The following is a 24112-nucleotide window of genomic DNA, read 5'->3' as shown; positions in this document are numbered from 1 at the left end:
ATCCTTACGCGCAGGTGGGCCCAAGCCATAGCGGCCCACCTGTTGTAAAGACAACGTTCCGACGGAGGACATCATGGCGACTGAACCCCTTACAGAAGAGGTAGCTGGCACCTGCGTTGACTCTCATGGGTCGGCGATCGGTATGCCGCAGCTCTGCTTCGATTGGTTCCCCAACCAGATTTTCTGGCTGGTCATTACGCTGGTCGTCATCTTTCTGGTCCTGTCCCGCGTGGCTCTGCCCCGCATCGCGGCAATCCTGGCTGAACGTCAGGGGACCATTACAAATGACCTGGCTGCGGCCGAAGATCTGAAGGCCAAGGCGGTCGAGGCCGAAGAGGCCTATAACAAGGCGCTGGCCGATGCCCGGTCTGAGGCACAGCGTATCGCAGCGGAAGCCCGCGCCGAAATCCAGTCTGGTCTGGATGACGCGATTGCCAAGGCGGACGCGGAAATCGCTGCAAAGGCGGCTGAATCGGAAAAGGCAATTGCCGAAATCCGTGCCGGTGCGCTGGAAAGCATTCAAGTGGTTGCCAAGGATACGGCGGCTGAACTGGTCACAGCACTGGGCGGCGAGGCGGATGCCAAAGCCATCGACAGCGCTGTAGACGCGCAGACGAAAGGATAAGTGACATGCGGAACACCCTTGCCCTTATCCTGACCTTCGGTGCGGCCAGCCCTGCATTTGCAGCCAAAGGCCCGTTCTTCTCGCTCGCCAACACCGACTTTGTGGTCCTGCTGGGCTTCATCGTCTTCATCGCGGTCCTGTTCTACTTCAAGGTCCCCGGCATGATCGGCGGCGCTCTGGACAATCGTGCCGCTGGCATTCAGTCCGAACTGGACGAAGCCCGCGCGCTGCACGAAGAAGCCCGCAGTCTGCTGGCCTCGTACGAGCGCAAGCAGCGCGAAGTTCAGGATCAGGCCGACGCCATCGTTGCTGCAGCCAAGGAAGACGCGGTTCTGGCAGCAGAGCAAGCCAAGGTCGATCTGGAGAAATCCATCGCACGCCGTCTGGCGGCTGCGCAGGATCAGATCGCATCGGCTGAGGCATCTGCAGTGAAAGAAGTCCGTGATCAGGCCATCACGGTTGCTGTTTCGGCAGCCAACGCTGTGCTGGCCAAGCAGATGACCGCCACGCAGGCGAACAAGCTGATCGACGCCGCCATCGCGGATGTTGGTGAAAAGCTGCACTGATCCGCTGGATCATATGAATTGAGAAACCCGAGCGCCGCGCGCTCGGGTTTTTTCGTTCCTCAGGCCCTGCGCCAACTGAGAAACCAGACAAGCAGCGCTACCACAGTAACCACAATCTCAACCTTGAAGGTCCAATGGTTGAGGAAGGACAATATCCAATGAGAATGGGTCGCCTGCACCACCACCAGCGGGTGCGTCGCGTCCGAGAACGGCCAAAGCCACGCAACCTCTCCGGTGATCGAATCCAGCACCATATGAACCAGCCCGCCCGCGCCAAAGAAGGTCAGGAAGGTGCCGGCTCTTAAGGCCCAGATCCGTATCATCATCCCGGCAAGTAGAAACCCCGCCCAGATGATTGGGCGGTGGGTCAGGTAGGAGTGGTGATGATGTCCCCGATCATCGACCAGATAGAACCAGAGTATATCGATATCAGGGGCGACGGCACCCACCATCGCCGCGGCAAAGGCGAGCTTGCCGAGATTTGGTGCGGCAGTCCGAAAGACCAGATAAGCGCCCGGCAGATGCCCGATGAACATCAGGCCTCACCCGTCTCATGCTTCAGCCGTTGCTGCGCGATCTTTTCATTGCGCAGGGCCTTCTGCTGATCGGCCATGCAGCTTTTGACAAAGTTCAGGTGATCTTCGACCGCCCGCCGCGCGCCCTTGGGGTCGCGGTCCTGCAGGGCGGCGTTTATGGCGCGGTGCTGGTCCAGAATGGCGTCGCGGGTAGTGCGTTGCTGGAACATGATCTGCCGGTTGTAGAACACGCCCTGTCGCAGCAAATCGAACATCGACCGCATCATATGCAGCATCACCACGTTATGGCTGGCCTCGATGATCGCCATGTGGAACTGGGCGTCCAGATGCGCCTCTTCCTCGGCGGCGTTTCGATCATGGGCGGCTTCCATCTTGTCCAGAATGGCCTGCACAACCTTCAGATCGCTGCCCGACCCCATCCGTGCGGCCCGCTCGGCGGCCAGCCCCTCCATATCACGCCGGAACGAGAGATAGTCGAACACCGCCTCGTCATGATTGCCGAACAACCGCGTTAGTGCGGGCGAGAAGGCCGAGCCCAGAACCTCGGCCACATAGATGCCTGATCCGGCCTTGGCGGTCAGCAAGCCCTGATCCTGCAGGTCTGAGATTGCCTCGCGCAGCGACGGGCGCGACACACCCATGCGTTCGGCCAACTCGCGTTCGGACGGCAGGCGTTCGCCGGGGCGCAGGATGCCGCGCAGGATCAGCAGTTCGATCTGGCGCACCACGGCGAGGGACAGTTTCTCGGTCTGGACTTTTTGAAACGGCATGGGGTCAACAGTCTGAATTGGTCAACTCACATGACCACGTCAGCGGATGACGTTCAAGGCGAACACATATATTAGGTCATAATTATTGACATATAAGTAGCGATGCCTAGGCTGCCATGCAAGGGGCAGAGGAGGCCCTGTTCCGATGGATCAGCTCTACGCCACCCGCACGTCCCGGATGAAGGCATCCGAAATCCGCGAATTGCTGAAATTGCTGGGCCAGCCGGGTATCATTTCCTTCGCGGGTGGCATCCCTGATCCGGCGCTGTTTCCAGCAGACGCCTTTGCCGAGGCTTTCCAAAGCGCACTGGGTCCCGATCTTCAGGCGCAGGCATTGCAATATTCGGTCAGCGAAGGCTATGCGCCGCTGCGCGACTGGCTGGCTGATCATATGCGCGGGATCGGAGTGGACTGTGACAGCAATAACATCCTGATCACTTCCGGTTCGCAGCAGGCGCTGGATTACTTGGGCAAACTGTTCCTGTCGCCGGGCGATACTGCGCTGGTCGGCTGGCCCACCTATCTGGGCGCGCTCAACGCGTTTGACGCCTATGAGCCGCGCTTCGATCAGCTTAGCATCAACGGCAATCGCGGCGCCGCCGAATACCGGGCCGCCGCTGGGAACAGCCCGATCAAGTTCGCCTATCTCTCTGCCGATTTCTCGAACCCGACCGGCGAAACCGTTGATCAGCGGGGCAGGGAGGCCCTGCTGGATCTGGCCGATGATCTGGACTGCGCGGTGATCGAGGACGGAGCCTATCAGGCGTTGCGCTATGACGGCGACCCGATTCCTCCGATCCTCGCACTGGAAATTGCGCGCAAGGGGTCGATCGTAAACTGCCGGACGATCTATTGCGGCAGTTTCTCGAAAACCCTGTCGCCGGGTTTGCGGCTGGGTTGGGTGGTTGCGGCGAAACCTGTGATCTCGCAACTGGTGCTGCTGAAACAGGCGGCTGATCTGCATTCCTCGACCATCAACCAGATGGCGGTACATCAGGTGGCGCGGGACCGGTTCGATACCCACGTTCCTATGCTGCGCCAGACCTATTCCGCGCGCCGCGATGCGATGCTCAAGGCGCTTCAGGACCACATGCCCGATGGCATCGACTGGACCCGACCTGAGGGCGGCATGTTCGTCTGGGTCACCCTGCCCAAGGGGATGAACGGGGCCGACCTGCTGGCCCGGGCGTTAGAGACGGTCAAGCTGGCCTTTGTCCCCGGTCAGGCGTTTTACCCCGACGATACCGGGGCAAACACCATCCGACTGAGCTTTTCCAACTCGGACGAGGCCACGATCCGCGAGGGCATCCGTCGGCTGGGAGAGGTGCTGCGCGGCTGACCCTGCGAAAGGTTTCGTTAACCATTCTGCCGCTAGAAAGGCGGCATGATCCGCCTGCTTGCCTTCCTGTTCCTTGCCGCCTGCTCAGGTGGTTCGCCTCACTTCCGGGGCCTGCCCGCAACGCGGGTCGAGGTCAACGGCAGCGTCTTTGACGTCCGCGTTAGGGACGCGCTGGCCGAGGCGGTGCGTGTAAACCCCCAATACGCCCCGCGCCTTGGTCCGATCCGCGATCGCGCCGCGCTGGCCATGGCGCAGGTTTCGGGCTGTCCGCTGCTGGATGTTCTGGGCGATGCAGCGGTGACCGTGGGGGTGCTGGCTTGCGACGGCGAACTGGGCGAAAAGCTTATTTTTGGTGCGCTCCTGATGCGATCTTATGAATGCGTCAACTATGGTTATTCGGGTGGATACGGCTATCAGGTCTTTGAATGCACACCCTACTGAGATACGCGGACCTGCGCGTAGTTTCGCCAAGATGTTGTGGATAACTTGGGCGAATGACCCATATCCTGCGCAATCACGTTGACACCTACGCTATCCCTTGCGCAGACTTTGTAGTCAGAGGAATCATATCAAGAGCAGCCATTGCGTTTCAGCAAACTCAAACTGACCGGCTTCAAAAGCTTTGTCGACCCGACCGATCTGATCATCGCGGACGGGTTGACCGGTGTGGTGGGCCCCAATGGCTGCGGCAAGTCCAACCTGTTGGAGGCTCTGCGCTGGGTGATGGGCGAGAACCGCCCCAAATCCATGCGCGGCGGTGCGATGGAGGATGTGATCTTTGCCGGTGCCGCAACGCGGCCCGCCCGCAACTTTGCCGAGGTGGTCCTGACCATGGACAACTCGGAACGTCTGGCGCCTTCGGGCTTCAACGACAGCGACCAGCTTGAAATCGTGCGCCGGATCACCCGCGACGTGGGCAGCGCCTATAAGACCAACGGCAAGGATGTGCGCGCCCGCGACGTGCAGATGCTGTTCGCCGACGCCTCGACCGGGGCGCATTCGCCCGCGCTGGTGGGGCAGAACCGCATTGCTGAGCTGATCAACGCCAAGCCCCGTGCCCGCCGTCGCATTCTGGAAGAGGCGGCTGGGATTTCCGGCCTCTATCAGCGCCGCCATGAGGCCGAGTTGAAGCTGAAAGGCACCGAGGCCAACCTGACCCGCGTCGATGACGTGCTGGAACAGTTGGGCGGCCAACTGGCGCAACTCGCCCGTCAAGCCCGTCAGGCAGCGCGCTATCGCGAGATTGGTGAGCAGTTGCGTCAGGCCGAAGGGATGCTGCTCTATCGCCGCTGGAAAGAGGCTGACATGGCCCGTCAAGCGGCAGAAGAAAAGCTGCGCGATCGCATTACCGAGGCCTCGCGTGCTGAGGCCGAAGCCCGCGAAGCCGCCGCCAAACGCGCCCAGATCGAAGAAACCCTGCCGCCCCTGCGCGAGGAGGAGGCCATCGCCGCCGCCGTTCTGCAGCGCCAGATGGTACAGCGCGATCAGCTGAGCGATCAGGAAACCCGCGCGCGCCAGACGATTGAGACCCTGACCAATCGCATCCAGCAGCTTGGCAACGATATCGAACGCGAATCCGGCCTGAACCGGGATGCAGGCGAGATGATCGAACGGTTGGAGTGGGAGGCCCGCGAGCTTTCCAAAGCCGCCGAGGGGTATGACGAAAAGGTAGCTGAGGCGGCGGAAGTTGCCCGCGAGGCCGCGTCGGTTCTGCAAGATCGCGAAGATCACCTCTCGCAGCAGACCGAAGACATGGCCCGTCTGGTCGCCCGCCACCAATCGGCGCAGCGTCTGGTCGAGGACAGCCGCAAGACACTGGCCCGGTCCGAGGGCGAAGAGGAAAAAGCCCGCGCTGCCGTGGATGAAGCGAAATCCGCCCTGACCCGCGCAGCCGAGGCCTTCGAGACCGCGCAAGAGGGCGAAGAGGAAGCGCGCGAAGCCGCCGAGGCCGCCGAAGAAGCGCTCGCCGCCGCTGATGAGTTGCGCAATGACACGCAGGCGCGAGAGGCCGAGGCCCGCGCAAAACGGTCCGAGGCCGAGGGCGAGTTGGGCGCGATCCGGGCTGAAACCACCGCGTTGGCCAAACTGGTCGAACGCGACACGGCTGAGGGCGGGCAGGTTTTGGACCTGCTGCGCGTCGCCTCGGGCTATGAAAAGGCGTTGGGGGCGGCTTTGGCCGATGACCTGCGTGCGCCTTTGGTTGAGGGTGACGGGCCTTCGGGTTGGGTGCAGGTCGCCGGTTATGACGCTGATCAGCCGCTGCCCGATGGGGTCGTGCCGCTGGCGCTGCATGTCTCCGGCCCCGACCGCCTCAGCCGCCGGATTGCGCAGATCGGGCTGGTCGATTCGGATCAGGGCGCACGCCTGCAAGCCTCGCTGAAGCCAGGTCAACGTCTGGTCTCGCGCTCGGGCGACCTGTGGCGCTGGGACGGGTTCCGCGCCTGGGCCGAGGATGCGCCAAGTGCTGCTGCCCTGCGTCTGGAACAGCTCAACAAGCTGGAAGCGCTGAAACAGGAACTTGCCCGCACCGAGGCGCAGGCCGACGGGGCCCGCGCCGCGCATGAGGCGCTGTCGCAGCAACTGGCCGACGTGACCGAGGCCGACCGCCGCGCCCGCGAGGCCCGCCGCGCCGCTGATCAGCGCATGGCCGACACCGCGCGCCAGCTCAGCAGGGCCGAGGCGGATCGCAATCTGGCACAGGGCAAGCTGGAAACCCTGACACTCGCCGTGGATCGCCACAAAGAAGACGCCATGTCTGCCCGCGCCCAGCTGCGCGAGGCCGAGGGCGCGCTGACCGGTCTGGGCGATCTCGACAGCGCCCGCGCGCAGGTCGAAGACATCAAGCAGACGGTCGAGGCCGCGCGGATCACCATGCTGACCCACCGCTCGACCCATGACGAGCTGCGGCGTGAGGGCGAGGCCCGGACGCGCCGTTCGCAAGAGGTCACGAAAGACCTCAGCGGCTGGAAGCATCGTCTTGAAACCGCCGAGAAACGCATTGCGGAACTGGCCGAGCGCAAGGAAAGTTCTGAAGAGGAATTGCAAGAGGCCATGGCCGCCCCCGGCGAGATTGCCGAGGCCCGCGAAGAACTGAACGAGCTGATCGAAACCGCCGAGGCCCGCCGCGCCGAGGCCGCTGACAAGCTGGCCGAGGCCGAGACCGCGCAGCGCGAAGTTGTGCTGGCCGAGCGCGAAGCGGAACGTCAGGCGTCGGAAGCCCGCGAAACCCGCGCGGCGGCTGAGGCGCGCTGTGACGCGGCCAAGGAAAGCGTGATGGCGGCGGCAGAACGCATCGCCGAGGATCAGCAACTGACGCCCAACCAGTTGCTGAACCAGTTGGACGTGAACCCCGATCAGATGCCTGCCGCCGATGCGCTGGAGTCCGAGGTAAACCGCCACAAACGTCAGCGCGACGCCATGGGTGCGGTGAACCTGCGCGCCGAAGAAGACAGCAAAGAGGTTCAGGAAGAATTCGACACCCTGAACGGCGAAAAGGCCGATCTGGAAGAGGCGATCAAAGCCCTGCGCAGCGGCATCGCCAGCCTCAACCGCGAAGGCCGCGAACGCCTGCTGACCGCGTTTGAACAGGTGAACTCGAACTTCGCTATGCTGTTCAAGCACCTCTTTGGCGGCGGTGAGGCCAATCTGGTCATGGTCGAAAGCGACGATCCGCTGGATGCCGGTCTTGAGATCATGTGCCAGCCGCCGGGCAAGAAGCTCTCGACCCTCAGCCTGTTGTCGGGCGGCGAACAGACCCTGACCGCCACCGCGCTGATCTTCGGCGTCTTCCTCGCCAACCCCGCCCCGATCTGCGTGCTCGACGAGGTAGATGCGCCGCTGGATGACGCCAACGTGACGCGCTTCTGCGACCTGCTGGACGAGATGTGCCGCCAGACCGACACCCGGTTCCTGATCATCACGCACCACGCGGTGACCATGGCGCGGATGGACCGGCTGTTTGGTGTGACCATGCAGGAACAGGGCGTCAGCCAGCTGGTCTCGGTCGATCTTAAGAAGGCCGAGCAGATGGTCGCCTGAGCCCTCACCGGATCGTTACGCCCCTCAGTCGCGGTCTCAGGTTAAGCTGCTGCCATGAAATTTACATTCCTGATCCTGAGTATCGCCGCATCACCCGTCATGGCCGCGGAATGGGCGACAAAACCTGATGACGTCCCGCTTAGCCAGCACGAGTTGGAGGCGCTGGCAGGCCAGACACTGACGTTTTATGACGATGGACAATCCAGATTCTCGGCCGGGGGCGCGTATTCCTACACCTACGCCAGCGGAGAATCCGCCTTTGGCACCTATTCGATCGCCGAAGATGGCAGCGTCTGTATCGCTTATCGCAATGGCTTCGGACGATGCGATCTCTATGTGCGCAGTGGAGAGCGATTGATCCTGATTGATGAGAAGGGCGACCGATATCCGGTGCGCCCGAAGTAACCATTCCCCTTGGTCCCGGCGCGTTTGGTGAAATGCGATCAAAGCAAACAGGGTTTTGCTTTCGTTCCGCGCGCGGACTCGTCAGACTGATGCCGTGAACGCGCCATCAAAGGACTTATCCAGTGACACAAGACATCGACAACGCGCTTTTGCGCGGAAGACAACTGGGATCTCACGGCCGTCAGCAAGAGGATGGGGTGATTGTCATCCGCACCATTGCGATGCCGGCTGACACCAATCCGGCCGGCGACATCTTTGGCGGATGGCTGATGTCACAAATGGACCTTGCCGCAGGTAATATGGCGGCGCGGGTTGCTCAGGGACGTACAGCAACAGTTTCGGTTGAGGCGATGCAGTTCCTGCATCCGGTCAAGGTCGGGGATGAGGTGACTTTGTATGCCACGCTGATGAAAGTGGGGCGCACGTCCATCCGTGTTCATGTGGATGTGTGGGCGCGACCCAGACAATCTCATAACGGGCGAAAAGTGACTGACGCGGATTTTGTGTTTGTGGCGTTGGCCGACGATGGCACTCCGCGTCCGGTCTTTGAAGACGTTTAGAAATGTCTGCGTTGCTAAAGGCGCTTCAGCAGCTCAGGCGTTGGCCAAGCATCCGCTGGCAACCCCAGCCGCACTTGCTCGGCCTGAACCGCAGCCCGCGTACCTGCGCCCAGAATGCCATCGATCTTGCCGACGTCATGCCCGCGCGCCTGCAGCTTGCTCTGCAGTTGCTTCATCTGCGCGCCAGAAAGCCCCGGAGCCGGGTTGCCTACGTCATAGATCTGACCACCCTCCAGCCGCGTCCCGAAATAGGCGGCGGTCAGGACATAGACAAAGCTCTGGTTCCATTCGAAATAGACGTCGAAATTCGGATAGGCCAGAAACGCAGGCCCTTTGTGCCCCTGCGGCAGGATCAGCGAGGCGGGCAGGTTGGTCAATGACCCGCTGCGTGCCTTTACCCCCATGGCCTGCCATTCAGACACGGCGCGCGGCTTGCCCGGACCGGACAGGGACCAGTCCATAGTGCCGGGCACCGTCACCTCTTGCAGCCATGGCTGGCCCGGCTGCCAGCCCAGATGCGACAGCATCTTGCCCCCCGACATGAGCGCATCAGGGGCCGAGGTTTTCAACGAGACCTGACCATCCCCATCCCCGTCGACGCCATTGTCCAGAATGTCCTGCGGCAGCATCTGCACCATGCCGATCTCACCGGCCCAAGCGCCGGTGGTGCGGGCGGGGTCGAAATCGCCTTGATCGTACAGCTCGATGGCGGCGAAGATCTGCGGCCGGAACAGTTCGGGGCGGCGGCAGTCATGGGCCAGCGTCACCAGCGCGTTGCGGGTGTTGAAATCACCCTGAAACGCGCCATAGTCCGTCTCGAACGCCCAGAATGCCAGCAACACCCCACGCGAGACGCCATATTCCGCCTCGATCCGGTCAAACACGGCGTCGTATTTCTGCGCCATCGTCTTGCCCCGGTCGATCCGGTTTTGCGAGATCAGGCGGCGTGAGAACTCGATGAACGGTTTCTGAAATACCCCCTGCGCCCGGTCGGCTTTCAGCACCGCATTGTCCTGCTGGACGCCTTGGAAGAAGGCGTTGACGGTTGCGGCGTCATAACCACGCTCGGCCGCCTCGGATTTCAGGCCCTTCACGAAGGCATTGAACCCGCCGCCGCATTGGGCAAAGGCGGGCGAGGCGAACAGGGCGGTGGCCACGAGGGCAGAGAGAAAGCGCATCCGGCGTCCTTCAAAAGATCAGGCTGACCCCAACCCACACCGAGATCAGCCCAAGCGCAAGCCCCCAGACGCGCCACAGCATGTCACATGCGCGGAAAATCTCCTCCGCACCGATTTCGCGCGGGGCATCGCCGTTGACCCAGGCCAGATCCCGCATCTGCCCGTCGTAACTGCGCGGTCCGGCCAGCGCGACGTTCAGCGCCCGCGCCATGGCGGCCTCGGGCCAGCCTGCGTTCGGTGAGACGTGACGGCGGGCATCCCTCACCATCTCAGCCCAGCGAGACCATTGGCCGGACAGGGCCACGATCAGCAGGAATGTCAGCCGCGCCGGGATCAGGTTCAGCAGATCATCCAGCCGTGCAGCGGCCCAGCCGAAGGCCGCGTATTTGTCATTGCGATAGCCGATCATGCTGTCTGCGGTGTTGACGGCCTTGTAGATCAAAAGTCCGGGCAGCCCTCCGATCAGAAACCAGAACGCCGGAGCAATCACCCCGTCGCTGAGGTTCTCGGCGGCGCTTTCGATGGCGGACCGGGCGACTTGTGCCTCGGTCATGTCGCGTGTGTCGCGTGAGACGATCATTGCAACCTGCGCCCGCCCCTCGGCCAGCGTGCTGCGCAGGCCGTCGCCTACAGCGCGCACATGCTCGACAAGTGATTTCTGCGCCAGCAGGACTGCACAAATCACGATCTCGGCCACCGGTCCCAGCAGCGCAAGAACCCGACCCAAAAGATACGCGCCCATAACAAGCAGCAGAACAACGATGACCCCCTTGATCCGTCGCGAGTTTCCGTGATTCAGCTGCGTGTCCAGCCAGCCGATGGCGGTGCCAATCATCACAGCCGGGTGACGCAGGCGCGACCAAAGCCAATCTGGCTCACCCAGTGCGGCGTCTAAACAAAGCGCGCAGATCAGGATGAAAGCTGTGCTCACAGCGCAGCCTCAAGTCGAGCCCAGCCTGCTGTCGGAGGTAGACCAAGGCGCAGATAGGTGTTGGAATAGGGGAATATACGGCTCCAGATATGTGCCTTTGCCAGTCGATCTTGCCAAGCTGCGGCGTCGTCGACCTCATAGAGACGAAACAGGCTGGTGCCGCCCAGCAAACCTGCACTTTTGGCGGTAATGAGCTGATCCAGCCGCGCGGCCTCGTCCGCCAGCCGCACACGGGTTGCCTCGGCCCATTCCACATCGAGCAATGCCCGAGCACCTATCCGCAAGGCAGGACCGGAGACTGCCCACGGGCCCGTCAGATCGTTCAGGCGTGCGATCAAGTCCGGGTGACCAATCGCAAACCCCAACCGGAGGCCGGCCAACCCCCAGAATTTGCCAAAGCTTTTCAGCACGATCACGCCGGGCCGTTCGGCCCGACGCACCAATGACGCCTCGGGCGCGACATCGCAGAAGCTTTCATCGATAACAGTGAGTGCGGCATTGGCATCCGCCTGTTGCCAGAGGCGGCCATCGGGATTGTTAGGGTGCACAATCACGCGTGCGTCGGCTGGGCCAGTGTCCTGTACCTTCCAGCCCTGCGCCGCAAAGGCTGCCGCGTGTTCATTGTAGGTTGGTGGCGTGATCTCAACACACCCCGTCTGAGCCAGCGCAGGGATGCGCGCGATGACGGCAGACGCGCCGGGTGCGGGTAGAATCTCTGCCCCGTCCGGCACATTCCAGAAGCCGCGCGCCGCGTCCGACAGGCGTTGGAACGCGCCATGATCGGGCAGTTCCATCCAGTCCGGGGGCTGCAGCCCGGATACCGGGTAGGGGTGGGGATTGATCCCGGTGGACAGGTCGATCCAGTCGCTGCGCGCGCCGCCATAGCGCGCCATAGCTCCGTCGAGCCCGCCGCCATGATCGCGCGTGCCCCGCGGGTTCAACCTGTCATCCTGTCCAAACATCTGCCCCTGCCGGAATCGCCGTCTTGCGCTGCTTCAAGCGGATTTTTGCCGTTCGCACAAGCGAATCCGCCGGATCACGGGCCTGTGCAGGCATCGTTAACACTTTGTTAAGGAAATCGCGTGATCACGGACCACAGGGGTCGGCACCTACTCACCCATATCACGTGCCGAGGTTATTGCAAATGAAAGTACTGATTGTTGAGAGTAACCCCGACCTCGGTCGGGTCTGGCAGCGGCATCTGCAAAGGCAGGGGGCCGAGGTCACATTGGTTGAGACGCAAGAGGCGGCGATCCTTGCGCTGTATGGCACCGATTTTGAGATCATCGTGCTGGATCTGGTTCTGGAAACCGGCAGCGCGCTGGCGGTCGCCGATTTCGCCAGCTATCGCCGCCCTGACGCGCGGGTTATTTTTGTCACCAACACCACCTTCTTCTCGGACGGTTCAATCTTTGCCCACAGCGCCAATGCCTGCGCTTATGTCCAAAGCTCGACCCCGCCCGAGGATCTGGCGGCTATGGTCGAACACTACGCCGCCGGGCGCTGATCCCGCCCGTGAGGTTCTGAATAGTCCAGCACCGGGTTCACCGGGATGATCCGGTGCGGGTTTATGCTCTCGTGGCTATAATGATAGTGGCGCACGATGTGGTTCATATTGACCGTATCGGCCACGCCGGGCCATTGATACAGCTCACGGGTGTAGGCCCATAGGTTTGGGTAATCGACCAGCCGCCGCTTATTGCATTTGAAATGCAGGTGATAGACCGGATCGAACCGGATCAGGGTGGTGAACAGCCGCCAGTCGGCTTCGGTGAGACGGTCGCCCATCAGGTAACGGTTGCGGCCCAGCCGGTCTTCCAGCCAGTCCAGCGTGTCGAACAGTGGGCCGACGGCGGTGTCATAGGCCTCTTGCGTGGTGGCAAAGCCGGATTTGTAGACCCCGTTGTTCACGTCCGAATAAATGCGCGCGTTGACCTCTTCGATCTGGTCGCGCATGCCCTCGGGCCAGTAGTCGTCATGATTGCCGGTGATTTCGTTGAAGGCCGAGTTGAACATCCGGATGATCTCGGAGCTTTCGTTCGAGACGATGGTCTTCTCAACCTTGTCCCAAAGAATCGGCACGGTGACCCGGCCCGAGTAGTTGGGATCGGCGCGCGTATAGATTTGATGGGCAAAGTCATGCCCGAACAGCCGATCGCCCGTCGCGCCCTGACTGTCAGTCTCAAAGGTCCAGCCCTTGTCCAGCATATCGGGATGCACCACCGAGACAGAGATGTGATCGCTCAGCCCCTTCAGTTCGCGAAAGATCAGGGTGCGGTGCGCCCAGGGGCAGGCATGAGAGACGTAAAGATGATAGCGACCCGATTCCGCATCGAACCCGCCACGCCCCGAGGGGCCGGGCGCGCCATCGGCGGTAATCCAATTGCGAAACTGCGCAGCCGAGCGTTTGAACGCCCCGCCTGTGGATTTGGTGTCATACCAGGTGTCATGCCATACGCCGTCGACAAGTAGGCCCATCGTTTGTCCTTTCGCTTTGCGATTGAGGCAAAGATAGGCCGCCCGCGCCCATGTTCCTATTTCATCGCGCGCGCATCTGGCCTGCATCCGTGCACAGACCCAGAGGGCACTGCTGTGCAACAGAACACAAATCCGAAGATCCAAGTGACGTAGTTCACTGGATTTTTACACATGCTGGTCCAAAATAGACTGAGTTAGCGGGGGAAATTGATTATGAGTACCTATGTTTCAAGGGAAATTCGCGCCGAACTGGATGCGGCCCGAATCGCGACCCTTAAGAAATCCAGCCGTTTGCGGGTGGAAATGGGCGACAATACCTTCAAAATTCTGACATTGTGGAAGGACGGTTTCACCGTCGAGGCCGAAACGACACCGCGTTTGCGCGGGCTAGTCGATATCTATGACGGGGCCAATCACATGTATCAATGCCTGATCATCGCGGATGAGGAAGCGCTGGGTGAAATGCGCTATGAATTCAAGCGCAGCACCGTGGCCGCTGATCAGGCTCCGCTGGATTTCTACCGCGCACCGGATGCGCCGATTGCTTTGCTTGAAAACCGCGACTGAACCTTCAATCTTTAACCCCTCGCCAGACTGGGGGCGTTCTCGGAGCATTGGAGCCCAAAGCTTCCCGGTTTGCGGCGGGACCGATTAGTTGGGCTCCGTCAGAGTCAGATGTACCGGGGCCAGCCCATCGATGCCGCCTTCGATGCGATCTCCGGCGACAACGGGTCCGACACCGGCGGGCGTTCCGGTCAGGATCAGATCGCCGGGGCGCAGGTGATAGAAACCCGACAGGTGGCAGATCAATTCGTCGATCTTCCAGACCAGCTCTGACAGTGTGGCATCCTGTGTCACCTTCCCATTGACGCTGAGGTGGATGCGCTTGTCACCCGATGGGCTCCAGTGACCGGCACGGGTCAGCGGAGCGAAAACTGCGCCGTTTTCCACATCCTTACCCAGATCCCAGGGGCGCTGTTTGTTGCGTTCGCGGATCTGCAGGTCGCGGCGCGTCATGTCCAGCGCGCACCCATAGCCAAAGATTGCGGCATGGGCCTGCGCCGCAGTAGCCTGAAAAACCGGTGTGCCGATGGCGACGGCCAGTTCCATTTCGTGCTGATAATCCTCGGTGCCCGCAGGATACGGCACAGATGCGCCCGTCAAAACCGCGTTAGGCGCGGATTTGGTGAAATAGAACGGCGTCTGGCGATCCACCTCATGCCCCATCTCGGCGGCATGGGCGGCATAATTGCGGCCCACGCAGAAAATCCGCCCGATCGGATAGGTCGCCTGTTCCCCCTGCACCGGGATGCTTGGGATGTCCGGCAGCGTAAATAGGGTCTCGGGCATGACGTGCCTCCGTCTGTAAGGCTTATTGCAAATCGCCGAAGGCTGCCTTCAGCCGCGTGCAGGCTTCTTCCACCCGTGCGCGTTGCGTGGCCAGATTGAACCGCTCAAACGTCTCGCCGCCGGTGCCGAACCCGGGGCCCGAGGATGTGGCGATCCGGGCGTCCTCGCGCAGACGCTTCACGAATTCATCGTGATCCATCCCGGTGCCCGAGAAATCGACCCAAGCCAGATAGGTCGCCTGCAGCGGCATCGACCACAGGCCCGGAATCTCGGCGATGGCGGCGTCGAACACCCGACAGTTCTCGGCCAGATGCGCGATCTGCGCGTCGACCCATGCCGCCCCTTCCGGAGAATAGGCGGCGGTGATCATCGCCACCCCCAGCGCGCTGGGGTCATAATCCAGCGTCTGCAACCGGTGCTTCATCTCGGCCCGCAGCTTGGCGTCGGGGATGATCATGTTGCCGGTGCGCTGGCCCGCGATGTTGAAGGTCTTCGAGGCCGCCGTCAGCGTCACGGTCCACGCCCGCGCATCCGGTGCGGCCACATCCATCGGTACGAAGGTATGGCCGGGATAGACCAGATCGTGGTGAATCTCGTCCGAGACCAAGATCAAGCCGTTGCGTTCGGCGAATGCCGCCACCGCGCGCAGCTCCTCTGGTGTCCAGACCCGACCCGAGGGGTTCTGCGGCGAGCACCACAGCAGCAGCTTTTCAGACCCGTCCAGCCGCGACTGCGCATCGTCCAGATCCAGCGCATAGGTCTCTCCGTCCCGCACCAGCGGGCATTCCACCACGCGGCGGCCCGCCTTGTTCACCTTATGCGCAAACTCGTGGTAAACGGGCGAGAAGATCACGATCCCATCCCCGGGCTCGCTCCACACATCCAGACATAGTGCAATCGCGTTGCCCAACCCTTGCGAGGTCAGAATCCAATCGGTGTCGATCTCCCAGTTGTGGCGGGTCTTCATCCACCACTGGATCGCGTTCAGATACTCCGGATACATCCACGAATAGCCGAACGCCCCATGATCGGCTGCCTTGCGCACCGCCTCGATCACGCAAGGGGCGGTGGCATAATCGGAATCGGCGGTCCACATCGCCAGCCCATCCTCGGGCGAGACGCCGTACAGGTGCTCCATCTTGTCCCATTTCGAAGACTGTGTGCCCCGGCGGTCGATCAGGTCGTTGAAAGTCATGTCATCTCCATCTGTCGAGGCGAAAGCTAACCTCAAATCCGCCATGTGCAAGGGGGCCGTTGCGGTGGCGGGCGCGATGGCCTAAATCAGCCTCATGAAACGCAATATCCTGATCCATCCCGATCCCCGCCTGAAAAAGGTCTGCGCGCCGGTGGCCGACATCACCGACGACCTGCGCAAACTGGCCGACGACATGCTGGAGACGATGTATGACGCGCCTGGCATTGGCCTTGCGGCGCCGCAGATCGGAGTGCTGGATCGGCTGATCGTGGTGGATTGCGTCAAGGAAGAAGGCGAGGCCCCGCGCCCGCTGGTGATGTTTAACCCCGAGGTCATCGCGTCCTCGGACGAGACCAATGTCTACGAGGAAGGCTGCCTGTCGATCCCCGAGCAATATGCCGAGGTCACCCGCCCCAAAACGGTGGACGTCACATGGCTGGACCGTGACGGCAATCTGCAGCAGGAAACCTTTGACGACCTCTGGGCCACCTGCGTGCAGCATGAGATCGACCATCTGAACGGTAAGCTCTTCATCGACTATCTCAAACCGCTCAAGCGTCAGATGATCACCCGCAAGATGCAAAAGCTGAAGCGCGAACAGGCCCGCACATGACGGTGCGGACCTGCCTGCCATGGCCCGACAAGCGCCTGCGCACCAAGGCCGAGGATGTCCCCGAGATCACCGACGACATCCGCGCCATCTGGGACGACATGATCGACACGATGGAGGCGATGCCCGGCGTCGGCCTTGCCGCGCCCCAGATCGGGGTGATGCTGCGGCTGGCCGTGGTCGATGGCTCCACCCAGCGGGGCAGGGCAGTACGTCTGGCCAATCCCGAAATCCTGCACAGCTCGGGCGAGCTGCGCGAACATGACGAGGCCAGCCCGAACCTGCCCAGCGTCTCGGCCAAGGTGAAACGCCCGCGCGCGGTGACGGTGAAATTTCTGAATGAACAGGGCCAGATCGACCGCCGCGATTTCGTGGGCATCGAGGCCACAAGCGTGCAGCACCAGATCGACCATCTAAACGGGCGCATGTATTTCGACCGGCTCAGCAAGGTCAAACGCGACATGCTGCTGCGCAAGGCAAAGAAGATGGGGTGAAACCCCATCCTACGGAGGGACGTATGCGCATCATCTTCATGGGAACCCCTGATTTCTCAGTGCCGGTGCTGGATGCCCTGGTCGAAGCAGGCCACGAGATTGCCGCCGTCTATTGTCAGCCTCCGCGCCCTGCAGGCCGGGGCAAGAAAGATCGCCCAACTCCGGTCCATGCGCGGGCCGAGGCGCTGGGCCTAACAGTGCGCCATCCCCGATCGCTGAGATCGCCCGAGGAACAGGCCGACTTTGCCGCGCTGAACGCCGAAGTGGCGGTGGTTGCGGCCTATGGGCTGCTGCTGCCGCAACCGATCCTGGACGCGCCCGCCCAGGGCTGCCTGAACATCCATGCCAGCCTGCTGCCGCGCTGGCGCGGGGCCGCGCCGATCCACCGCGCGATCATGGCGGGCGATGCGCAGACCGGTATCTGCATCATGCAGATGGAGGCTGGGCTGGATACCGGCCCCGTTCTGCTGCGCGAGACCACCGCTATCGGGCCCGAGGAAACGACCGCGCAGCTCCATGATCGCCTCTCGGATATGGGTGCGGCCTTGATCGTTGAGGCGCTGAGCAAGCTGCCCGATCTGACCCCCGATCCGCAGCCCGAAGAGGGCGTCACCTACGCCGCCAAGATTGACAAGGCCGAAGCGCGGATCGACTGGTCAGCGCCAGCCATCGAAGTAGATCGGAAAATCCGCGGGCTGTCCCCTTTCCCCGGTGCGTGGACCGAGATTGAAGGCGACCGGATCAAACTTCTCGCCTCTCGACTGGCCGAGGGCCAGGGCATTCCGGGTGAGGTTCTGGACGACCACCTCCGCGTGGCCTGCGGCGACGGCGCGGTCGAGCTGCTGCGCTTGCAAAGGGCAGGCAAAGGCGCGCAGGATAGCGAAACTTTTCTGCGGGGCTGGCCTATCCCGGTCGGTACCCGCCTGACATCGGAGTAAAGCCAGATGTTCATGATCCTGATGGGCACCGTCGTGATCGCCGGGATCGTGGGCTATCTGTCGGAAAAGACCGGCTTTACCCATAACGGTTACCTGCCGTCCATCATCATCTGCGTGGGTGGGGCCTTCTTGTTCTATTTCGTCCGCATCATGTTCGGCATCAGCTTTGGCCCGCCGGGATTGGACGCGGTGCTGTCGTCGATCGGCGCCCTGATCATCGTGCCCACGCATTGGAGGAAGTGACATGCCCATCGTCGCCCTGATCATCATCGGAGCCGCCGCCGGGTTCCTGGCCACCCGCCTGATGCGGATCGAGGCCGATATCCCCACGACGATGTTCATTGGCATCATTGGTGCGCTGATCGGTGGATTGATCCTGCGCACTTTGATCACGATGATGGGATGGCTCTCGGGCTTTGTCGGTGCGGTGCTGGGGGCTTTGCTGGTGATTTGGGTCTGGAAGACCTATCTGCGGCGCTGAATCGGGTTATCTCGCGTCGCAAAGGGCTGCATTTCCCAGATCCGAAGCCGCGCGCGATGTCATTGCGAAGCGGTTTACCTCTGCGGATGTCATCCAGTGAATCTCGTCTTCTGGCGCAGCATCCAGCGTGAACCAGTAGAAAGCAGGGTCGACCCCGATATCCTCAAAGTAATCCAGGTATCGGTCATGTTCCGGATGGTCCTTGGGTAATTCAGCGGCCACATACCCACCGCCGCCCCAACTGTGGACGCCGACGCAGGCCCCGGGTTCCAGCACCCGCCGGTTGCCCGCCAGAAACAGGTCGGTCCCGCCCGAGGCGACCAGCCCGTCCGAGGGCACCACCGTATCGAACCCTTCCGCGCGCACCACGCGGCTGAAGACCACATTGGCGTCATCATCGACCGAGCCTTCGATGTTCTGCAGCACCAGCGTCTGCGCCCCGGGATTGTCGGCGATCACCTCTTCAAACGCGCTTAAGGTCGTGTGGTCGATGGTGCCGCTGGCCACGATTTGAGTCCCCTGCGCCGTGAAACTGACCGGCGTGTAGGGGGCTGCACATCCCGCCAGCAGCAGCGCCGCAGCCAGATATGAAAATCGAAAGGTCATTCTGTCGTCCTAAGCCCTATTGCCGTGGTGGTCGGGCTTTATAGACCGGCAGCCGCCACCCAAACAACAGCGACCCGGCCCGCAATGCCCAGCATACAAGCGCGCATATCCCGAGCGCAGGCAGACCCTCGAACCCCGTGCGTGTGGCCAGCACTGCTGTCAGGGCTCCGGCAAAGGCGCAAGAGACGTATAGCTCACCCTGTTTCAAAACCAGTGGCACCTCGTTGCAGACCACATCGCGCATCAACCCACCCAGACAGCCGGTGGTAATGCCCATCAGAACGACGATGATGCCGGATTGGCCCAGCGACAGCGCCGCTGCCGTGCCCGCGGCCACCGCAATCGACAGGGCGAAGCTGTCCAGCCAGATCAGCAGGTTATAGCGGCTCTCGACCAGATGGGCGGTGAAAAAGACCAGGATCGCCGCACCGCAGGCGATCAGGATGTAATCGGGCTGGCCGACCCAGAAGATCGGATGCCGGTCCAGCAGCAGGTCGCGCACAGTGCCGCCGCCCACAGCCGTCAGACAGGCGATAAAGGCAAAGCCAATCAGGTCCAGCTGCGCCCGGCTGGCCACCAGGGCTCCGGTCAGTGCAAAGACCAGAACCGAGGCGTAGTCCAGCAGGGCGAGCCCGCTCACGCCTGCTCTTTCTTGGGTTTGAACGGGGCCATGCCTGCGCGGGCCAGTTCGTCCGCACGTTCATTCTCGGGGTGGCCTGCATGGCCCTTGACCCATTCCCACGTCACCTCGTGTCTCTGTGCGGCTTCATCCAGCCGCTGCCACAGATCGACATTCTTCACAGGCTTCTTGTTCGAGGTCTTCCAGCCATTCCGCTTCCACCCGTAAATCCACCCCGTCACGCCGTTCTTCACATAGGCACTGTCGGTGACGATGGTCAGTTTCGAGGGCCGCTCCAGCGTTTCCAAGGCGCTGATCGCGGCCAGCAGTTCCATCCGGTTGTTGGTGGTTTCCGCCTCGCCGCCGCTCAGCTCGCGCTCTTTCAGGACAGTCTCGCCATCCATCGCGCGCAGTAACACACCCCAGCCGCCGGGGCCGGGATTGCCGGAACAAGCTCCGTCGGTATAGGCAAAAAGATCAGGCATGGGCAAACACCAGAATGAACCCGTCATATGACCCGGCCAGACCTTTGCCCACCCCTTTGACAGCGCGGTCAATGGTGAACCCGGCCTCGGTCAGAGCGGCCTCGATCTCGGCCTCCGAGTAATAGGTATAGTATCGATCAATGCCGTCGCGGTGCTCGCCTGTGCCCAGTTTCATGCCAAGAAACAGTTGACCACCGGGTTTCAGCGCCGTGTGGATCGCACCAAGATGGCGGGGGAAATCGGCGCGCGGAGCGTGCAGCAGGGAAAAGCTGGCATAGATGCCGTCATATTCGGCGACTTCCGTGACATCATCAAACGTGCCCAGATGCGCATCCACGCCGTTCTCGCGCGCATGGTCGACAAAGGTAGGCGTCGCGTCCAGCGCCCGCACCTTCAGCCCCTGCCGCATCAGAAATGCGCTGTCGGATCCGGGGCCCGAGCCCAGATCCAGCACATAGCCGCCCACGCCAACTGCGTCGGCAAAGGCCTGCCGCGCCTCAAGTTGTTCGGGGGGCAGGGGGATGTTCAGATAATCCGCGACGCGCGCCGTATAGGCGTCGATCGTTCGTTCGTCGGTCACAGGTAAACTCCTACCGCAAGACAGGCCAATACCACGCAGGTCAGCAGGATGCGCAGGCGCATCCACCAGACCGGGGTTAGCCGCCAATACGAGAACAGCGCATCCAGCACGAGTAAACCAGCGAACCCGTACATCAGGTTCGTCCCGGCACTGACTGGCCCGCCGCCGGTCATGAAAAATGCCCACAGCGCGGGCAGAACGGACAGCGTATAACAGGTCGTCGCCTTGCTGCCTGAGGTTTTGGTGGCAAAGCCCCACAACACGCCCGACATGAAGCTCAGGATCACTGAACCGTAGAACAACTGAACATACGGTCCCACGAACCGCGACCCCAGTTCCTGCCGGCCCCAATCGTTCAGATCGCCGCTCAGATAGGTCAGCGCGCCCCAGACGAACGGGATCAGCCCGGCCAGCCCAAGGAATAGCGGCGCGCGGGGGATGCCGCTCATGCCGGTTGCCGCAGGACGCGGGGCACTTTGAACTCGACGTTTTCCACGGCGGTTTCGACCAGCTCGACGGTGACATCGTAATGGTCGCGGAAGGCGTCAATCACCTCGTTCACCAGCACCTCGGGGGCCGAGGCCCCGGCGGTGATGGCAACACTGGAAATGCCCTCCAGCGCGCGCCAGTCGATCTCGGTCGCGCGCTGCACCAGTTGCGCGTAATTGCAGCCCGCGCGCGCGGCTACCTCGACCAGACGGCGTGAATTGGACGAGTTCGGCGCGCCCACCACCAGCAGCGCGTCGGATTTCGGCGCAACCGCCTTTACCGCTTCCTGCCGGTTGGTGGTGGCATAACAGATGTCTTCCTTATGCGGTCCGACGATCGCCGGAAACCGCGCTTCGAGCGCCGCAATAATGTCCTTAGTGTCATCGACCGACAGAGTCGTCTGGGTGACAAAGGCCAGCTTTTCGGGATCCCGCACGGCGACCTCGGCCACATCTTCGACTGTTTCGACCAGCAGAACCTCGCCCTCGGGCAATTGCCCCATGGTGCCGACGGTTTCGGGATGGCCTTTATGGCCGATCATGATCATCTGCAGCCCCGCATCCGCATGGCGCTGCGCCTCGACATGAACCTTCGAGACCAGAGGGCAGGTCGCGTCCACATAGATCATCTCACGCCGTTCTGCTGTGGCGGGTACCGATTTCGGCACCCCGTGGGCAGAAAAGATCACGGGGCGATCATCGGGGCATTCGTCCAGCTCTTCGACAAACACCGCACCTTTGGCGCGCAGCCCGTCGACGACGAATTTGTTATGCACGATCTCATGGCGCACATAGACTGGCGCCCCCCATTTCTGCAGCGCCATTTCCACGATCTTGATCGCGCGGTCCACACCCGCACAGAACCCGCGCGGGGCGGCCAGAAACAATGTCAGCGGCGGCTTTGTCATTCGGCGTTCTCCTCGACCGAACACCTAGGTCTTTTCATTGCCATGGTCCAGACAGGAGCGCGTCATTTACCTGACATGAATCGCTGTTAGCAAAGAGGTGTTTTGAGCACCTAACCCTTTAAAGTCGCGCGGCCAGAGCGTTTGCCCTGGCCGCGCATATTCTCGCGTATCCCCATGTGGTGAGTGGTGGGGTGCGGCGATATCACTGCCCGGCAGCGGCGACGCTGCGCGGTTCAGAGGGCATTTCGCGCGGAGGCCGCCCGATCACGTCGCGCAGGTCTTCCAGTTCAATGAAGTTGTCGGCCTGACGGCGCAGCTCGTCCGAGATCATCGGCGGCTGGCTGCGGATGGTCGACACGACCGAAACGCGTACGCCCTGCCGCTGCAGGCTGGCTATCAGCGGGCGGAAATCCCCATCGCCCGAGAACAGCACGATATGATCAACGCGCGGTGCCAGTTCCATGGCATCAACGGTCAGTTCGATATCCATGTTTCCTTTGACTTTCCGACGCCCCATGCTGTCGGTGTATTCCTTGGCCGGTTTGGTGACCATGGTGAAGCCGTTATAGTGCAGCCAGTCCACCAGAGGTCTGATCGGGGAATACTCGTCATTTTCCAGTAGCGCTGTGTAGTAGAAAGCTCTAAGCAGTTTGCCTCTGCGCATGAATTCCTGACGCAGCAACTTGTAGTCGATGTCAAACCCCAGTGCTTTGGCGGCTGCGTAAAGATTCGAGCCGTCGATGAACAGCGCTAGCCGTTCGTCTTTGTAAAACATAAAATGGTCCTTCCGGTATAAGCCACCGCACTGTGAGCTCCGTGAGTGAAAAGTAATTGGTCAGTGCAATGGTGACCCTAAAATAGGCGTTTTAGCTTACATCGCAAGCATTCTCTGGACGGAATATGGGGTTAAAAGTGGACAATTCCTTGTCAAAAGCGGTCATTGCACTCGGTGCAAATCTCAGCCTGAGAGATAATGGGCCCAAGGTGACACTTGAGCAGTCAGTGATGGAACTGGCGAAGGCCGGTCTGATGATTCGCGCCACAAGCCGGTATTTTGCCACGCCGTGCTTTCCGGCGGGGGCGGGACCGGACTACGTCAATGCGGCGGTTCTGGTCGAAACCGAACTGACACCGCAGCAGGTTCTGGACCTGCTGCACCGGATCGAGCATGACTTTGGCCGCGCGCGGGTTCAGCGCTGGGGCATGCGTACGCTGGATCTGGATCTGGTCTGCTGGGGCGACCGGGTTCTGCCCGATCCGGCGGAATATCAGCGCTGGCTGACCCTGCCGCCCGAAGATCAGATCAAATCCGCGCCCGACCAGCTGATCCTGCCCCATCCCCGCCTGCAGGATCGCGCCTTTGTGCTGGTGCCGATGGGTGATGTGGCGCCTGATTGGACCCATCCGGTGCTGGGGCAGACCGTGGCGCAGATGGTGGCTGCGCTGCCGCCTGCAGATGTGGCAGCGGTCACGCCTCTGTGATCCTCGCATTTGCGGCATTTCCTGCTTGTCAAGGCGGGGATTCGCGCTTAGATAAACCCCTTCCTGCCACGGATTCATTTACGGAGAGCGCCCAATGGCCCGCGTTACGGTCGAAGATTGTGTAGACAAGGTCCCGAACCGGTTCGAACTGGTGATGCTTGCCGCCCACCGGGCACGCGAGATTTCCGCCGGTGGCCCGATCACCGTCGACCGCGACAACGACAAGAACCCCGTTGTCTCGCTGCGCGAAATCGCCGACGAAACCCAAAGCGCCGATGAGCTGCGCGAGCGTCTGATCGAGGCCAACCAGACCCAGATCGAGGTGGACGAGCCTGAAGAAGATCAGATGGCGCTGCTGATGGGTGCGGAATCCGACAAGCCTGCGGATGACGACATGTCCGAAGAAAAACTCCTGCGCGCTCTGATGGAGGCTCAGGGCCAGGGGTAAAG

Annotated in this window: 31 protein-coding genes; 16 read left to right on the top strand and 15 right to left on the bottom strand. The window is 61.8% G+C overall.

Features of this window, described 5'->3' with window-relative positions:
* Positions 1 to 73 precede the first annotated feature (73 nt).
* Positions 74 to 625 (top strand): F0F1 ATP synthase subunit B', encoded by a 552-nt coding sequence (locus tag ACR0KM_RS16525; RefSeq protein WP_480860389.1) that lies wholly within the window; start codon positions 74 to 76, stop codon positions 623 to 625.
* Between the two features lie 5 nt (positions 626 to 630).
* Positions 631 to 1191, top strand: a complete 561-nt coding sequence (locus ACR0KM_RS16520; protein ID WP_480860387.1) for a F0F1 ATP synthase subunit B — start codon at positions 631 to 633, stop codon at positions 1189 to 1191.
* 59 nt (positions 1192 to 1250) lie between these two features.
* Here the strand turns inward: ACR0KM_RS16520 and ACR0KM_RS16515 are convergent, their stop codons facing one another.
* Both ACR0KM_RS16515 and ACR0KM_RS16510 read right to left on the bottom strand, forming a co-directional pair.
* A complete protein-coding gene (locus tag ACR0KM_RS16515) occupies positions 1251 to 1727 on the bottom strand; it encodes a metal-dependent hydrolase (RefSeq protein WP_480860385.1) in 477 nt (158 codons plus the stop codon).
* Positions 1727 to 2497 (bottom strand): FadR/GntR family transcriptional regulator, encoded by a 771-nt coding sequence (locus ACR0KM_RS16510; RefSeq protein ID WP_480860383.1) that lies wholly within the window; start codon positions 2495 to 2497, stop codon positions 1727 to 1729. Before ACR0KM_RS16510 ends, ACR0KM_RS16515 begins: the two co-directional genes overlap by 1 nt.
* Positions 2498 to 2642: 145 nt before the next feature.
* Here ACR0KM_RS16510 and ACR0KM_RS16505 point away from each other — a divergent pair, with 145 nt between their 5' ends.
* The 5 genes from ACR0KM_RS16505 (at position 2643) to ACR0KM_RS16485 (ending at position 8839) form a co-directional block, all read left to right on the top strand.
* Entirely contained in the window at positions 2643 to 3836 is a 1194-nt protein-coding gene (locus ACR0KM_RS16505) for an aminotransferase-like domain-containing protein (RefSeq protein ID WP_480860381.1), read from the top strand.
* Positions 3837 to 3881: 45 nt separating this feature from the next.
* Positions 3882 to 4277 carry a hypothetical protein gene (locus ACR0KM_RS16500; protein WP_480860379.1) on the top strand — a complete coding sequence of 132 codons (396 nt, stop codon included), beginning with the start codon at positions 3882 to 3884 and terminating at the stop codon, positions 4275 to 4277.
* A 141-nt stretch (positions 4278 to 4418) separates the two neighbouring features.
* A complete protein-coding gene (locus ACR0KM_RS16495) occupies positions 4419 to 7874 on the top strand; it encodes a chromosome segregation SMC family protein (RefSeq protein WP_480860376.1) in 3456 nt (1151 codons plus the stop codon).
* Positions 7875 to 7928: 54 nt separating this feature from the next.
* Positions 7929 to 8279, top strand: a complete 351-nt coding sequence (locus ACR0KM_RS16490; protein WP_480860374.1) for a hypothetical protein — start codon at positions 7929 to 7931, stop codon at positions 8277 to 8279.
* Between the two features lie 122 nt (positions 8280 to 8401).
* A complete protein-coding gene (locus tag ACR0KM_RS16485; RefSeq protein ID WP_480860371.1) occupies positions 8402 to 8839 on the top strand; it encodes an acyl-CoA thioesterase in 438 nt (145 codons plus the stop codon).
* A gap of 14 nt (positions 8840 to 8853) precedes the next feature.
* Here ACR0KM_RS16485 and ACR0KM_RS16480 read toward each other — a convergent pair whose 3' ends face one another.
* From ACR0KM_RS16480 to ACR0KM_RS16470, 3 genes are read right to left on the bottom strand one after another with little or no spacing between them, the layout of a single operon-like run.
* On the bottom strand, positions 8854 to 10017 hold the full coding sequence (locus ACR0KM_RS16480) for a lytic murein transglycosylase (protein WP_480860369.1): 1164 nt from the start codon (positions 10015 to 10017) through the stop codon (positions 8854 to 8856).
* Positions 10018 to 10027: 10 nt separating this feature from the next.
* Positions 10028 to 10948 (bottom strand): adenosylcobinamide-phosphate synthase CbiB, encoded by a 921-nt coding sequence (gene cbiB / locus ACR0KM_RS16475; RefSeq protein WP_480860367.1) that lies wholly within the window; start codon positions 10946 to 10948, stop codon positions 10028 to 10030.
* Entirely contained in the window at positions 10945 to 11910 is a 966-nt protein-coding gene (locus ACR0KM_RS16470; RefSeq protein WP_480860365.1) for a threonine-phosphate decarboxylase, read from the bottom strand. Before ACR0KM_RS16470 ends, cbiB begins: the two co-directional genes overlap by 4 nt.
* A 182-nt stretch (positions 11911 to 12092) precedes the next feature.
* Between ACR0KM_RS16470 and ACR0KM_RS16465 the strand changes: the two genes are divergently transcribed.
* A complete protein-coding gene (locus ACR0KM_RS16465; protein WP_480534714.1) occupies positions 12093 to 12455 on the top strand; it encodes a response regulator transcription factor in 363 nt (120 codons plus the stop codon).
* Here ACR0KM_RS16465 and ACR0KM_RS16460 read toward each other — a convergent pair.
* Positions 12437 to 13426, bottom strand: a complete 990-nt coding sequence (locus tag ACR0KM_RS16460; protein WP_480860363.1) for a glutathione S-transferase family protein — start codon at positions 13424 to 13426, stop codon at positions 12437 to 12439. The genes ACR0KM_RS16465 and ACR0KM_RS16460 overlap by 19 nt on opposite strands.
* Before the next feature lie 213 nt (positions 13427 to 13639).
* On the opposite strand from ACR0KM_RS16460, the gene ACR0KM_RS16455 reads away from it, so the two are divergent.
* On the top strand, positions 13640 to 13993 hold the full coding sequence (locus ACR0KM_RS16455) for a hypothetical protein (protein WP_480824695.1): 354 nt from the start codon (positions 13640 to 13642) through the stop codon (positions 13991 to 13993).
* Positions 13994 to 14077: 84 nt separating this feature from the next.
* Here ACR0KM_RS16455 and ACR0KM_RS16450 read toward each other — a convergent pair whose 3' ends face one another.
* Positions 14078 to 14776: a fumarylacetoacetate hydrolase family protein gene (locus tag ACR0KM_RS16450; RefSeq protein ID WP_480860361.1), complete on the bottom strand. Its 699-nt coding sequence runs from the start codon at positions 14774 to 14776 to the stop codon at positions 14078 to 14080.
* Positions 14777 to 14798: 22 nt separating this feature from the next.
* A complete protein-coding gene (locus ACR0KM_RS16445) occupies positions 14799 to 15971 on the bottom strand; it encodes a MalY/PatB family protein (RefSeq protein WP_480860360.1) in 1173 nt (390 codons plus the stop codon).
* Positions 15972 to 16065: 94 nt separating this feature from the next.
* On the opposite strand from ACR0KM_RS16445, the gene def (ACR0KM_RS16440) reads away from it, so the two are divergent.
* From def (ACR0KM_RS16440) to ACR0KM_RS16420, 5 genes are read left to right on the top strand one after another with little or no spacing between them, the layout of a single operon-like run.
* A complete protein-coding gene (def, locus tag ACR0KM_RS16440; protein WP_480860358.1) occupies positions 16066 to 16584 on the top strand; it encodes a peptide deformylase in 519 nt (172 codons plus the stop codon).
* Positions 16581 to 17075 (top strand): peptide deformylase, encoded by a 495-nt coding sequence (def, locus tag ACR0KM_RS16435; RefSeq protein WP_480860356.1) that lies wholly within the window; start codon positions 16581 to 16583, stop codon positions 17073 to 17075. Before def (ACR0KM_RS16440) ends, def (ACR0KM_RS16435) begins: the two co-directional genes overlap by 4 nt.
* A gap of 23 nt (positions 17076 to 17098) precedes the next feature.
* Entirely contained in the window at positions 17099 to 18013 is a 915-nt protein-coding gene (gene fmt / locus ACR0KM_RS16430; RefSeq protein ID WP_480860354.1) for a methionyl-tRNA formyltransferase, read from the top strand.
* A gap of 6 nt (positions 18014 to 18019) precedes the next feature.
* Positions 18020 to 18256, top strand: a complete 237-nt coding sequence (locus ACR0KM_RS16425) for a hypothetical protein (RefSeq protein ID WP_480534255.1) — start codon at positions 18020 to 18022, stop codon at positions 18254 to 18256.
* A gap of 1 nt (position 18257) precedes the next feature.
* Positions 18258 to 18494, top strand: coding sequence for a GlsB/YeaQ/YmgE family stress response membrane protein (locus tag ACR0KM_RS16420; RefSeq protein WP_480824683.1), 237 nt, complete (start codon positions 18258 to 18260; stop codon positions 18492 to 18494).
* Positions 18495 to 18500: 6 nt separating this feature from the next.
* On the opposite strand, the gene ACR0KM_RS16415 is transcribed toward ACR0KM_RS16420, so the two are convergent.
* The 7 genes from ACR0KM_RS16415 to ACR0KM_RS16385 all read right to left on the bottom strand — a co-directional run bounded on the left by ACR0KM_RS16415 (position 18501) and on the right by ACR0KM_RS16385 (position 22955).
* Positions 18501 to 19100, bottom strand: coding sequence for a COG3904 family protein (locus ACR0KM_RS16415; protein WP_480860352.1), 600 nt, complete (start codon positions 19098 to 19100; stop codon positions 18501 to 18503).
* Positions 19101 to 19116: 16 nt separating this feature from the next.
* Complete coding sequence (locus ACR0KM_RS16410) at positions 19117 to 19740, bottom strand: trimeric intracellular cation channel family protein (RefSeq protein ID WP_480860349.1); 624 nt, start codon at positions 19738 to 19740, stop codon at positions 19117 to 19119.
* Positions 19737 to 20204 carry a ribonuclease HI gene (gene rnhA / locus ACR0KM_RS16405; RefSeq protein WP_480860347.1) on the bottom strand — a complete coding sequence of 156 codons (468 nt, stop codon included), beginning with the start codon at positions 20202 to 20204 and terminating at the stop codon, positions 19737 to 19739. Before rnhA ends, ACR0KM_RS16410 begins: the two co-directional genes overlap by 4 nt.
* Entirely contained in the window at positions 20197 to 20784 is a 588-nt protein-coding gene (locus ACR0KM_RS16400; RefSeq protein WP_480860346.1) for a class I SAM-dependent methyltransferase, read from the bottom strand. Before ACR0KM_RS16400 ends, rnhA begins: the two co-directional genes overlap by 8 nt.
* On the bottom strand, positions 20781 to 21233 hold the full coding sequence (locus tag ACR0KM_RS16395; protein ID WP_480824673.1) for a DUF3429 domain-containing protein: 453 nt from the start codon (positions 21231 to 21233) through the stop codon (positions 20781 to 20783). The genes ACR0KM_RS16400 and ACR0KM_RS16395 overlap by 4 nt, the downstream gene beginning before the upstream one ends.
* Positions 21230 to 22180: a 4-hydroxy-3-methylbut-2-enyl diphosphate reductase gene (gene ispH, locus ACR0KM_RS16390; RefSeq protein WP_480860344.1), complete on the bottom strand. Its 951-nt coding sequence runs from the start codon at positions 22178 to 22180 to the stop codon at positions 21230 to 21232. The genes ACR0KM_RS16395 and ispH overlap by 4 nt, the downstream gene beginning before the upstream one ends.
* Positions 22181 to 22382: 202 nt before the next feature.
* Positions 22383 to 22955 (bottom strand): LabA-like NYN domain-containing protein, encoded by a 573-nt coding sequence (locus ACR0KM_RS16385; RefSeq protein WP_480824669.1) that lies wholly within the window; start codon positions 22953 to 22955, stop codon positions 22383 to 22385.
* Positions 22956 to 23080: 125 nt separating this feature from the next.
* Here ACR0KM_RS16385 and folK point away from each other — a divergent pair, with 125 nt between their 5' ends.
* Together folK and rpoZ are read left to right on the top strand one after the other, a co-directional pair.
* Positions 23081 to 23662 carry a 2-amino-4-hydroxy-6-hydroxymethyldihydropteridine diphosphokinase gene (folK, locus tag ACR0KM_RS16380; RefSeq protein WP_480860342.1) on the top strand — a complete coding sequence of 194 codons (582 nt, stop codon included), beginning with the start codon at positions 23081 to 23083 and terminating at the stop codon, positions 23660 to 23662.
* Between the two features lie 94 nt (positions 23663 to 23756).
* Entirely contained in the window at positions 23757 to 24110 is a 354-nt protein-coding gene (gene rpoZ, locus ACR0KM_RS16375; RefSeq protein WP_010437681.1) for a DNA-directed RNA polymerase subunit omega, read from the top strand.
* Positions 24111 to 24112: the final 2 nt, after the last annotated feature.

The organism is Ruegeria sp. G10 (genome assembly GCF_056533645.1).
This window is presented reverse-complemented; position numbering and strand designations above follow the sequence as displayed.